Here is a 12061-nt window from a genome sequence, read left to right on the forward strand (position 1 = left end):
CAAATCCCTTTTACTCGTTTATTTAATTAATGCTTTAAATAGATTTACACCTGATTCAATCAATTCATCACGGAAATCATACTCATGTGTATGAACATGCGGGTAATCTTCTCCATTCCCGATGAAGCAATAAGCACCCTTTGTTAGCTTTGTAAAATGGCCAAAATCTTCGGAACCGCGAAAAGCTTCCACAAGTTCGAGTAATGCCATCCCCTCAGATTTCGCAACGGCACGTATTTTATCTGCACTATCTTTGTGGTTGAACGTTTCTGGGAATTCATCATTATAATCAAAACTTACCTGTAGCCCGTATTGTTGTGCTTGTTCTTTTGCAAAATTTTCAAGGTTTTCTTGTAGTTTATTTAGCTCTTCTTCATAAAGGGCACGTATTGTTAAACGAAGATCACCTGTCGATGCTGCAATTCCAAAAGCGTGCTCGCCTACATCGATTTGTACTACAGTACAAAGAACAAGTCCTCTATTTAGTTCTGGAGAAATAAATGTTGGAATTTCATTCACAATATTTGCAATGGCAAACGCTGGATTGATGCCCTTTTCTGGCTGACTAGCATGTGTAGGGGAACCTTTCATATGAATGGTCATTCCTTTTGATGCACATAAAGCAGTACCATCAATAATTCCAACAGTTTTGTAAGGAAGTCCACTCATGTTATGGTAGGCGAAAATTTCATCGATATTATGCTCCTTAATGAAATCAACACATTGAATTGCCCCATCTCCTGTTTCTTCAGCTGGCTGGAAAAGGAAAAAGATATTTTTGTCAGCACCTAGTTGATCGACTTCAAGTGCAAATCCCGCTAGTGTCGCTGCATGTCCATCATGACCGCATTTGTGTGCTTTTCCTGGAAATTGAGAAGCCCATGGCAGATCAATCACTTCATCCATCGGTAGTGCATCATAATCAGCACGAAAAGCAATATTTTGCTTAGCCGATTCTGCATGATAAATGGCATAAAACCAATTTCCTTTATCTACAATCACTAGCTTTGTATACGTTTTCAAAAACTCAATTAAATGCTGTTTTGTCCATACTTCTTCATTTGAAAGTTCTGGATGCTGATGTAATTCGTGACGCAATTGTTTGGCTAAATCAAAATTTTTACTGTTCACTATGTGTATCCTCCTCAAAAGCTAATTTTTGATATTTTCACCCTCATCTCTTCATCTATCAAATATTTCAAGGGTAAAATAAATCGTTTTAACCTTCTGTATATTGTATATTGTATATTATATTTAATTTTTTTCAACAAAAAAATAATTCTGTTTATTTAAAAACAGAATTACTTTTCGTGTATAAGCGAGCAATTTAGTACCTAAAGCGGTATAAGCTCTGCTTTATCAATATTCCAATGTACTTCTTTCATGTATCTCTCTAATTCAGCTATTTCACCTTTTTTAAATAGCTCGACCATTTTTCGATGTTCGTTGTTTGTTTGAGAAAGTCGTTTTTTTGTAATTTCTGGCTCATCTGCATGATGAAAATTTTTCAAAAATTTCTTTTCTAATTGTAATAGCAAGTTTACAAGACTTTTATTAGGACAAACCGATAAATATACGCCATGAAAAGCTTCCTGCATTTTATGATACATCGAAAAATTGCCAGTATTAATGGCCAAATCGATACTTTGAATATAAAACTCCATTTCATTCATATGTTTCTCGGTTAAAAAAGGTGCAGCTAAAGCAGCAGCCAAGCCATCCAATGCCCCGATAATAAAATACGTTTCTTTAGCTTCTTCCGTCGTAAGGTTTTTAATAACAAAACCTTTTCTTGGCACATTTTCTAGTAACCCTTCGGAAGAAAGTTGTATTAATGCCTCTCTGACTGGTGTCCTGCTGACATTTAGGCTTTCGCTAATAGCACTTTCATTTACCTTTTTTCCAGCAATCAGATTACCGTTATTAATTTGATCTACGATATAATTATAAACATGGTCTTTTAGCGATAAATAATTATTCATAAAGTAACCTCAATTTTTAATTTTTTAACAATCCTTTTATCTACTATACACTTTTTTCTAGTATGTTAGCCATAGCCTTTGCATGATTCCTATTCGTTAAAAATAATATTCCATTTTACTAATATAAATTTTCCGCCATCTAAGCATCTGTATTTCCATATTTGCAATCTAATTTTCTTTTTTATCATTTTCATTTATACGAATGCCTGAACTAGAAAAGGTTGATCTTTAACAAATAAAGATCAACCTTCCTTTAGCTTTTAAATTAAGTAGAAGCAATTATTCAACAAATTCGTGTTTAATTTTACCTTTGTAAAATAGTGATGTAGCAAAAATGATTACCATCATTTTTTTAAAAAGAATAGGACTAATAAGTTTAACTTTGAATGTACCGACATTATGCACCTCGATATTTCCCTAACATAATTTCATCATAATATTTATCTAATTGCGGTAAACCCAGCTCTTCTGCCATTTTAAGTTCAGCCTCTCTATCATAATCTACCCTAATAAATTGAATGGCATTATTTGATTGTGTTCCATCTAGAATGGCGTATGATGCTGACGTTAAGTCAAGTGAATTTCCGACGCTGCCAACGTTACACAAAATCCCCTTTCTATATGTATGTAAAAAAGTTGTATGAATATCGCCGTAGAATACGATATCTGGCAGTTTATCGTAATGGATTGAATTGGTTATTTCACTATTTTCAAACATAGATAGACGCTTTTCAATTGGATGACTATCCAAAATACGTTCAAATTCACTTCTTGGCGATGCATGGAAAAACCTGATTAATTGTCCGTTTAATTCAAGATCAATATGAAAGGGTAACGAATTTAAATACGCATAATCTTTTTCTGTTAATCGATCTTTGTACCATTGGATAAACTTATTATCCGTAGGTGCTTGGATGAACACATCCCAGTTGCCTCGAACAACTCGCTCGCAGTTCTTTTGGATAAGTTCAATACAGGCAGATCCTTGTGGTCCTTTCCCAATTAAATCTCCTAAACAAAAAATTCTTTCAATCTTTCTTAATCGAATGTCTTCTAATACTGCTTCCAATGCCGTTTTATTCCCATGAATATCTGAAATAATTGCAATCTTCGTCACAAAGCTTCCCCCTTAAAATTCCATATATTCTCTATTTATAATTCGACAAAATCGTTATTTAATCCTTTAATAGCTAACTACACCGAAAAAAGACGTACATATCTCTGGAGCGCTGTTAATCGCTGCCTTTTTTTGTACGTCAAACAACTTCTATTATAGAATTAATCAAAAGTGCAGTAATCCAAATCTTTTTTAACGTTTAAAAGAACCTAAAGTGTCCCCTTAAATTTTTCTGGCTTTTTTACATAGCTTTCAATTATGTACCCACAGTCAGTACAAAGAATATATTCAACTTCCGAACCAAAGCTCATCTTATTTGTTGGATGCATCACGGCATATCCATGATGTTTGCCCTTCCCTAATTCTACTCCACCGCATTTCGGGCATTCCGTTATTGCTTTAAATTGATTCATTGGAAAACCTCCTCATTAGATATATGTATGTATCACTTTCAAAGGGTTGCATAATATATTTACGGGTGAGTTGGATTCATGTTCGACTTAATAGACTTCAACCTGATTATCAAAAATTGTGTCTTAAATTGAAACCCTTTTATCCTATGGTTTTCCGATTACCGGAAATAAAGCTAATATAGCATCTAATTCTTTTACTAAACTTTGCAAATACGATTGGTCAGATTTGAATTCAAAAGTCAGCACAGCTCCATAGCCCGCAGGATAACAAGTCCGAACTGACCACAATAACTGTCCCTTGTGGTTTATTTCACATTCAACTTGAACATAATTATCTAAATTTTTCAGTATAGCTTTCCCTCTTAAATTACTACTTATCATGTTTAATTCGTCAAGAAAATCCTTTAATTCATCCGTTCTTAAATCTGCATTAAATTGAACTAAGTAGCCAGGTAATTCAATTTTTATTGTTGAAACAATCCAATTCACATCCCAATAATCTGTACTATTAGGATGGTTTCTTGTTAGCACGTCAATTTCTACCCGTTCATTTTCTTCGCCCAATAAATGAAATTTCATTTAATTATCTCTTCTCTTTCTTATCTCTATTTATATCTCAAAACGTTTGGTAGCCGCCTTGTACTCTTTTAAGCATTCACAGGTATGATCTTAAAGTGACATCATACCTGTGAATAGCTAATCAAAATTAGTAATTAATTTCATTTAATAGTTCAAAATGCAAAATATAATCTGTATTTTCTCCGTTTTCTTTTATAATTTTACCTTCAAATAATGATTCACCTGTATATAAATCATAGATAAAGAACAAATGTTCATTAGAAACACTTTCCGCTAAATAGACTTTACCATTGGCAATCTGGAGAAAAGGCTCCCTCTCATCATTAACCGGGCTTACAAGATTAAAGTGTAAAGGCATTTCCCATTGTTTCTTTTCTATATTATATCGATTCAACTGTAAACCATCAGACGAATAAACAGGAATAAATATATCACCTTCGCGAAGCATTAATCTGTACAAATCTGGCGTCATTTCTTCAGGAATTATCAACTCTTCTTGTGCATTATTTTTATTATTATAAAGAGAAATTTGTCTAGAAATAGTATTCCGTCCACCATCTTCGTATTGATCTTTATATTTTTCTAGCATATAGACAAAATAGACATTTTGATATTTACTATTATCTTTAAATATACTAAGACTAGATTTAATTTCCTTATCTGATTCTACCTTTGCAAGAATGGAGACAGATAATAATTTCTTATTGTTAATATCGACTGAATATAAAAGTAACTCCTCACCGCCATTTATCGGAGCGCCCGTTGCTAAAATCTTGATTTCTCCATTTTCTTTATAGATATTATTTATAACTATAAAATTATAGCTTGCTTGGGCTATCGTACTGACTTCAAATGATAAACTGTCGTTTTTCTTTTTATCGAGTAAATCGATATTGAATGTTAATAGATTTCCCTGTATTACTTTCTGACCTTTATTTGGCGGTGCTGCGTAAATTATATGTGTTTCATTTTCTGAAAAATTACTTGGGAATAATACTTTACCTCGCATAAAATTCCGATGTTCTTCAATATAATTTTGAAACATCAACGTCTGAAATGGATCTTTTAACTTTGCAATAACTGAGTGTCTTATTTGAGGTGTAGAACCATCTTTTGTGATGTATAACCGTCGATCACTATCACCACTCTGATAATTAGCTTGGAACATTAGATTTTCGATTTCTTCTTTATCTCCGCTAATCGTTTCAATTTTAAAGGAAACGTCATTTTTAGAAGCGACTGCTAACTGCATATAATATACACCAACTGTTATGACAACCACGAAAAAAATTACTACCATTTTCCAATATTTTTTCATTTTTTCCTCCCTGTTAGACCCGGATTTTATACTTTAGTAGCTGGTTCGCTATCCAAAAGGCACTGCCTAATACGATGATGCTGGTTACTAGTTCCATTAACAAGATTTCAAGTGGGTAAAAATAACCTGTGACAATACGGGATACTATGATTGGTGTAAAAAGGACTCCAAACGAAAGCACTCCATAAACAATTGCAGCGAAAATGCCCTTTAACCCATAACTTCGTTCAAATAATATAGCGTTGAATAATATTACAACTAAGATTAACCCCATTCCATACATGATCATAAATTCGATAACGCTGTTAGGATACAACCATCTCCATATCTCTACACTATAGAAATCAAAAAGTGGATATGATGTTCTAAAATCTGATGGTACAATTCTATTAAAAAAAAATATTTCAATTGGTATTAAGATGATTTGTAATGCTATTAAGCCAAATACAAAAAGCATGATTGCAGACAATTTAGAGATATAGATTGTAATTCTTTCGGTCGGCAACATCAATAATCTGTAGATGAAGGTGTTTTTACCGAACCACTCCCGATACCAAATAAAAAAAACATAAATCATCAACATGACGATACAAAAGAAAATCGGCATAATAAACCATTCAGAATTAATGACACGTTGAAAAGAGAATATTCCATAGTTTTCAACATATTGGCTAACAGATAGTTGATTTTCGTAAATTACTTGATTTACTTCATTCATCTTTTCTTTTGTGACAATAATCGTCCCGATGAGCTGACTGACAATTGTTAAACCAATTATGATTAGGTACAGTTTGAAAAATCGGTTTATTTCAAAATTTACAAGCTTTAAATAGCTTTTCATCTACAATATACCTCCCTCATAACATCTACGACTGATTTCCCTTCACTCTCTCGTATTTCCTCTACGCTAAATTGCTTTAAGACTTCTCCGTCATCAATCAACACTGCTTTATCAATTAAGTGTTCAACATCACTAATTTCATGAGTAGTAAGAATAACTCCACGCTCTTCGATTAAGTGACTTGTAAACACTTCTGCAATCTGCTCACGGGAGAACATATCAATACCAGAGAATGGTTCATCCATCAGTATGTAATCTACATCTAGTGCTAAGCCTAAAATCATATTAACTTTAGCCCTCCCCCCTTTCGATAAATTGCCAATTCGATTAGTAGGTTCAAGTTGAAAAAATCGCAATAGATCTTGTGCTCGTTGTGAATTCCAACTTTTATAAAAATCCGCCATAAACTCGAAAGCATCACAAATTTTCATTTTCGATAACATCGTCATGGAATCTGGAATAAATGTAACTTTTTCATAGGTTTCTTTCTTAATTTTTTCACCATCAATCAAAATTTCACCGCTATCAATTGGCGTAAGTGCCATAATAGCTTTCATAATTGTTGTCTTCCCTACTCCGTTAATGCCGATCAGGCAAGTTATTTCTCCTTTTTTAGCAGTAAAGGAAAGCCCTTTTAAAACCTGCTTTTTGCTGTATTTTTTCTGGACATTTTTCACTTCAATCATTTCGATTCCTCCGCTTCTCCACTTTCAGCATCGTACTTTTTCTTCACAAGTTCCAACACTTCTGCTAACGGTACATTGATGGATTTAATAGAACCTAAAAATAAATCAACTGCTTCAATCATTAACTCTTCACGAACACTTTTAAGGACTACCTTATCATTTGTAATGCAACTCGGCATATTCCCTTCAGTAAATATCAATCTTTGTTCCTCCATTTCCTTATAAGCTCGTTGTGCAGTATTTGGATTTATCTTCAGTTGATTGGCCAGTTCCCTTCTTGACGGAATTTCCTGACCTGGTTCAAAATATCCTTTGGCTATTTGCTCTTTAAAATGCCGAATAACCTGAACATAAACCGGATCCCGATTATTAAACTTTACATCCACTTCTCTCAACTCCCTGAAAAAATATTTCGTGTATTAAGTACTTAATACACATTAGGCAAAACAATTGGTCAAGAATTTAAATTATAAGAGACGTCCAATAAACCATGAAAACAATGAAGTCGCTAGTCCGTTCTATGTATTAATAGGTTAATACACCGTTCGAAGTGTATTATATGCTTAATACATACCAACGTCAACCATATCATGGGAATAAAAATAATAATTAACAAACGACCCAACTTCGGGTATCTGTATCTTAAACTCTTACATACTGTTAGTGGAAAAGTTTCAGGTTTACTAAAAACACAACAAAAACCACTACTTTTAAAGTAGTGGCCTGCAAAATGTCAAATATAATTAAAATATCTTACTCATTTTTTAAGCGTTGTTACTGCTTTTACTTGCATCTCTATATTAACGAATACGTTAGCTTCACTCTCTAATATTGCTTTATTACAATATCATAACAGTAGACAAGTGCTGCAATTATTCTAGTTTATATTATGACCATTCCAATAAAATTACATGAAAGGGGCAATATATCCAATATTTTATCGCTCGGTTTACTTATATCAAAATAATATAACAATAGCTTTTCAGCAATTTCAAACAAAAGAAGTATTATAGATACATGTTTGTGTCCATTTTGTTAAAGATGTATTTTATATATTGCTTTAAAGATATTTTAGGAATATAGTAAATCACGAAAGGACGTGTTCAACATGTTAGATCAACACACAATTAACGTTATTAAATCAACAGTACCAGTATTAGAGGTGCACGGCGTAGCCATTACAAAAACATTCTATAGCAACTTATTTAAAGATAATCCTTCATTATTAAATATTTTCAATCACACAAACCAAACTCAAGGTCGCCAACAAGGCGCTTTAGCAAATACCGTTTATGCAGCTGCTCAGCATATCGATAACTTAGAACCAATCGTACCAGTAGTCGTGCAAATTGCACATAAACATGTAAGTCTTGGGGTTTTACCTGAGCATTACCCAATTGTGGGTCAATATTTGCTTGCAGCAATTAAAGAAGTATTAGGTGATGCAGCAACTGACGAAATTATCGAAGCATGGGGTAAAGCTTATGGCGTAATTGCAGATATCTTTATTTCAGTAGAAGAAGATTTATATAAAGCTGCAGAGCAAAATAATGGATGGCGTGCATTTAAACAGTTCAAAATTGCTCGCACTGTAAAAGAAAGTGATGACGTTACATCATTCTACTTACAGCCAACAGACGGTTCAAAAGTACCCGCTTATAAACCAGGACAATATGTTTCAATTCGCGTAACTGCCCCAGGTGAAGAGTATTTATTAAATCGTCAATATACTTTATCTCAACCAAGTAATGAACAAGAATTCCGTATTTCTGTGAAACGTGAAAGCCAGCACAATCCTAAAGGGAAAGTATCTAACTTTTTACATGATGCTGCACTAGGCACAACGATTGACGTTAGTGCGCCAGCAGGTGTTTTCACATATGAAGCAACAAATGCACCAGTGCTATTCATTAGTGGTGGCATTGGCGTAACACCTTTAAATGCTATGTTACAAACGATTCAAAATAAAGAGAACGTTACATTCATTCAATGTGCACGTAATGAACATGTCCTTGCTTTCCATGAAGACATTCAAAATAAAATGAACGCATTAAACGGCCCGACAGGTTTAAGCAAGTTATTCAGTGTATTCAAAAAAGACAGTAATGCACATCATAAAGTGTTATACTCTGAAAAAAATGAGTACATTAACGCGAACGTACTTCGCCCTCTTTTAACAAAAGATACTCAAGTGTACATTTGTGGACCAACACCATTTATGGAAACAACGATTAACGCTTTACATGAATGCAATATCGATGATAGTCAAATTCATTATGAATTTTTCGGTCCTGCTCTACAATTAAATACAAAATAAAAAAAAGAACTAGCCCTGCAATGCGCAAGGCTAGTTTTTTGATACTTAAGTCTTACTCTCTCTAAAAATTACTTCAATATTATTTTAATTGTATCCTTAATGTTATTTTGTTGACATAGAACTGTAATATAAGCATGTTAATATCATTAATGTACCAAGTAATACGTTTTAATGTTTTTAGGAGGATACATATAATGCAAAAGAAAAAACGAAATAAGTGGGGGATGAAATTAGCAGTATTAGCTTTAGGCTCTTCTGTACTTTTTTCAACAATCGACACAGCATCAGCTGCAACATATACAGTTAAATCTGGGGATTCCCTATGGAAGATTGCCACTCAAAATGGCATCTCTTATCAAACTTTGATGAGTTGGAATAACCTAACTTCTTCAAATATTCGAGTTGGTCAAAAATTAACGCTAAATAGCACGGCTAATAAGGCGCCTAGCACGCCTTCTAAAACACCCGCAAACCTTATCCAAATTGCTAAACAGCAATTAGGTGTAAAATATACATTTGGTGGCAGTAAACCGAGCACAGGTTTTGACTGCTCAGGTTATATCACATATGTATATAATAATGCTGGTATTTCAACGAGCCGTAAATCAGCAGCTGGTTTTTATGTTGCAGCGAAGAAAGTAAGTTCACCGCAAGTAGGTGATTTAGTATTTTTCGCTAACACTTATAAAGCCGGTATATCTCATGCGGGTATTTATATCGGAAATAACCAAATGATTAATGCAAGTGACGGTGGCGTTAGCATCGCTAACATTAACAGCACCTACTGGAAGAAATATTTTGTAGGTTACGGCCGTTTATAATTTTTAAGAAAGCAGTTAGGCATGTTCTAACTGTTTTTTTATAGATTTACGTAAAAATCCAATATAAAAACGCCCTTTACAATAGTAATGGGCGCTTTTTATTGGTTTATCGGCGATATGCCTAGGGCTATCGGCGATTTACCCGAGGCTATCGGCGATTCCAAGGATTATCCATGATTTTTTCCTACTAAATATGTGCTACCTTTTTCGATTTTATTTTTGCTAAGCGTAGTAAATATATGATAAAGACAATGGCTAGTACGCCTGCACCTGTTAAATACACAGAACCATACCCTACTTGCACTGCAACCATTCCTAATATATATGAGCCAAGGGCAATACCAAGGTCAAACATTGTAAAGTATGTTGCCGTTGCGTAGCCACTACGTGTATGTGCTGTTGATTGGACAGCTAATGCTTGTAAGCTTGTTGTTACAGCGCCGTAGCCAAATCCAACAAAAACTGCCGAAAATAAGAATAACGCGGGTCCTGAAACATTTGCAAGGAGAATTAATCCAATTGCAAACGAAATAATGCCAGGGATAATTACAAATTGCGGACCTTTTGTATCATAAAGCTTACCAGTATAAGGTCGTGTAATCAACATAGCTGCCGCAAACACGGCATAGAAGAAACTTGCAACTGCCATGAGATCCTTTTGCTGCGCGTACACTGACAAAAATGATAATACACTAGCGTAGGCAAATGCTACTAAGCTGGCAATAGCCGCTACTGGTAACGCTTTTCGTTCAAATAAATCATTGAATTTAAAAGTTAGTTTTCCTTGATGTTCAGGTTTCGGTAAATCTTCTGTATTAATCGTTACAGCTAAAATACCACCTGCTAAAACACAAATACTCATTACGATAAATAATACATTGAAACTACTATATTGAATAAGGAGTAGTCCGATAAATGGACCGATGACAACAGCTAAATTCGTGGACATTGTAAAATAACCTAGCCCTGCTCCTTTGCGACTTACAGGTACTATATCTGCCGCTAAAGAACCTGCAGCTGTCGTAATAATACTAAAGAAAATCCCTTGTACAAATCGTAAAGCTAGTAATAGCCCAAATGGATGAATAAATAAATATAATATCGTACATAAAAAATAACCTATAATCGCAATGACTAAAAGCTTTTTTTTGCCGAATACATCTAATAATTTACCTGAAAACGGACGTACTATAATTGCTGATAATAAGAAACCTGATAATAGTAACCCAGCTTCTTTATCTGTTTGGTGTAGCTCCCCGATCGCATACAATGGCAAAGTTGTTACCAAACCGTAAAAAACAAAAAATACCGATATATTTGTTACAAATAAACTAATGAACCGCTTCGTCCATATTTGTGTGTTGCCTTCTTGCTGCACTTCAATCAACCTTTCATTTTTTGCAATAGATTTATAAATTGTGTCTGCTCTTCTACTGTGAGTGACCCTACCATTTCTTCCTCAAACGTTAATATCGTTTCCGTAATAGTCGGTAGACGCTCCTCAGCCATTACTGATAAAGTTACAATTTTTTCGCGCTTATCTTCTCCATCGATTCGTTCCACCCAGCCTAACGTTTCAAGCCTGGATATAGCTCTCGTTACACTTGGCGCTTCGACATTTAAATATTTCCAAATTTGAGTCAAAGTCATTGGACCATGTGTATGTAAGCAATATAAAATGGTCCATTGTGAGCTATACAACTGATGCTGTTTCAATACTTCATTCAAACAATTTGTTAAATAGCGACTTTTTTGAAATAAAGCATGGAAAACGGGATTCATATAATCACTCTCCTTATTTGTTTACCTAGCTAAATAAATACTATACGCCTCATTTTTTCTGTTGTAAAGTAAGTTGTTTTTGCTTTTATTAGCGATTGGTTGATTATTTTTGGCGTTTTCAACTGGTTTTGTTGGCGGTTTTCGTGCGTTTCGTGGCACTTTCCAAAGGTTAATGGTGTTTCAATGCTTTTCTCAGTGTTAGCAG

The 12061-nt window shown here is 34.1% G+C and carries 13 protein-coding genes; 2 read left to right on the forward strand and 11 right to left on the reverse strand.

Annotation, left to right across the window (positions count from 1 at the left end):
* Nucleotides 1-18: 18 nt before the first annotated feature.
* From ACIQ1H_RS08705 to ACIQ1H_RS08745, 9 genes are all read right to left on the reverse strand, one after another.
* Nucleotides 19-1131 (reverse strand): M20 metallopeptidase family protein, encoded by a 1113-nt coding sequence (locus ACIQ1H_RS08705; protein ID WP_402888101.1) that lies wholly within the window; start codon nucleotides 1129-1131, stop codon nucleotides 19-21.
* Nucleotides 1132-1334: 203 nt separating this feature from the next.
* Entirely contained in the window at nucleotides 1335-1982 is a 648-nt protein-coding gene (locus ACIQ1H_RS08710) for a GntR family transcriptional regulator (protein WP_172771022.1), read from the reverse strand.
* Nucleotides 1983-2379: 397 nt separating this feature from the next.
* A complete protein-coding gene (locus tag ACIQ1H_RS08715; protein ID WP_402888103.1) occupies nucleotides 2380-3099 on the reverse strand; it encodes a metallophosphoesterase family protein in 720 nt (239 codons plus the stop codon).
* Nucleotides 3100-3308: 209 nt separating this feature from the next.
* Nucleotides 3309-3512, reverse strand: coding sequence for a transcription initiation factor TFIIIB (locus ACIQ1H_RS08720; protein WP_402888105.1), 204 nt, complete (start codon nucleotides 3510-3512; stop codon nucleotides 3309-3311).
* Between the two features lie 144 nt (nucleotides 3513-3656).
* Complete coding sequence (locus ACIQ1H_RS08725; RefSeq protein WP_402888107.1) at nucleotides 3657-4091, reverse strand: WapI family immunity protein; 435 nt, start codon at nucleotides 4089-4091, stop codon at nucleotides 3657-3659.
* Between the two features lie 127 nt (nucleotides 4092-4218).
* Nucleotides 4219-5409: a hypothetical protein gene (locus ACIQ1H_RS08730; RefSeq protein ID WP_402888109.1), complete on the reverse strand. Its 1191-nt coding sequence runs from the start codon at nucleotides 5407-5409 to the stop codon at nucleotides 4219-4221.
* 13 nt (nucleotides 5410-5422) lie between these two features.
* Complete coding sequence (locus tag ACIQ1H_RS08735) at nucleotides 5423-6250, reverse strand: hypothetical protein (protein WP_402888111.1); 828 nt, start codon at nucleotides 6248-6250, stop codon at nucleotides 5423-5425.
* Entirely contained in the window at nucleotides 6247-6936 is a 690-nt protein-coding gene (locus ACIQ1H_RS08740) for an ABC transporter ATP-binding protein (RefSeq protein WP_402888113.1), read from the reverse strand. The genes ACIQ1H_RS08735 and ACIQ1H_RS08740 overlap by 4 nt, the downstream gene beginning before the upstream one ends.
* Nucleotides 6933-7322, reverse strand: a complete 390-nt coding sequence (locus ACIQ1H_RS08745) for a GntR family transcriptional regulator (RefSeq protein WP_402888114.1) — start codon at nucleotides 7320-7322, stop codon at nucleotides 6933-6935. The genes ACIQ1H_RS08740 and ACIQ1H_RS08745 overlap by 4 nt, the downstream gene beginning before the upstream one ends.
* Nucleotides 7323-8044: 722 nt before the next feature.
* Between ACIQ1H_RS08745 and hmpA the strand changes: the two genes are divergently transcribed.
* Together hmpA and ACIQ1H_RS08755 are read left to right on the forward strand one after the other, a co-directional pair.
* A complete protein-coding gene (gene hmpA, locus ACIQ1H_RS08750; RefSeq protein ID WP_337981604.1) occupies nucleotides 8045-9253 on the forward strand; it encodes an NO-inducible flavohemoprotein in 1209 nt (402 codons plus the stop codon).
* Between the two features lie 194 nt (nucleotides 9254-9447).
* Nucleotides 9448-10074, forward strand: a complete 627-nt coding sequence (locus ACIQ1H_RS08755) for a C40 family peptidase (RefSeq protein ID WP_172771018.1) — start codon at nucleotides 9448-9450, stop codon at nucleotides 10072-10074.
* Between the two features lie 187 nt (nucleotides 10075-10261).
* On the opposite strand, the gene ACIQ1H_RS08760 is transcribed toward ACIQ1H_RS08755, so the two are convergent.
* Nucleotides 10262-11452, reverse strand: coding sequence for an MFS transporter (locus ACIQ1H_RS08760; protein ID WP_402888116.1), 1191 nt, complete (start codon nucleotides 11450-11452; stop codon nucleotides 10262-10264).
* 5 nt (nucleotides 11453-11457) lie between these two features.
* Nucleotides 11458-11856: a MarR family winged helix-turn-helix transcriptional regulator gene (locus tag ACIQ1H_RS08765; RefSeq protein ID WP_337981605.1), complete on the reverse strand. Its 399-nt coding sequence runs from the start codon at nucleotides 11854-11856 to the stop codon at nucleotides 11458-11460.
* Between the last annotated feature and the right edge of the window lie 205 nt (nucleotides 11857-12061).

Source organism: Lysinibacillus sp. NPDC097279 (assembly GCF_044761745.1).
Taxonomy (GTDB): domain Bacteria; phylum Bacillota; class Bacilli; order Bacillales_A; family Planococcaceae; genus Lysinibacillus.

Coding starts and splice junctions, on each gene's coding strand:
- ACIQ1H_RS08710 (WP_172771022.1), bottom strand. CDS start 1,982: ATGAATAATTATTTATCGCTAAAAGACCATGTTTATAATTATATCGTA.
- ACIQ1H_RS08720 (WP_402888105.1), bottom strand. CDS start 3,512: ATGAATCAATTTAAAGCAATAACGGAATGCCCGAAATGCGGTGGAGTA.
- ACIQ1H_RS08725 (WP_402888107.1), bottom strand. CDS start 4,091: ATGAAATTTCATTTATTGGGCGAAGAAAATGAACGGGTAGAAATTGAC.
- ACIQ1H_RS08730 (WP_402888109.1), bottom strand. CDS start 5,409: ATGAAAAAATATTGGAAAATGGTAGTAATTTTTTTCGTGGTTGTCATA.
- ACIQ1H_RS08735 (WP_402888111.1), bottom strand. CDS start 6,250: ATGAAAAGCTATTTAAAGCTTGTAAATTTTGAAATAAACCGATTTTTC.
- ACIQ1H_RS08740 (WP_402888113.1), bottom strand. CDS start 6,936: ATGATTGAAGTGAAAAATGTCCAGAAAAAATACAGCAAAAAGCAGGTT.
- hmpA (WP_337981604.1), top strand. CDS start 8,045: ATGTTAGATCAACACACAATTAACGTTATTAAATCAACAGTACCAGTA.
- ACIQ1H_RS08755 (WP_172771018.1), top strand. CDS start 9,448: ATGCAAAAGAAAAAACGAAATAAGTGGGGGATGAAATTAGCAGTATTA.
- ACIQ1H_RS08765 (WP_337981605.1), bottom strand. CDS start 11,856: ATGAATCCCGTTTTCCATGCTTTATTTCAAAAAAGTCGCTATTTAACA.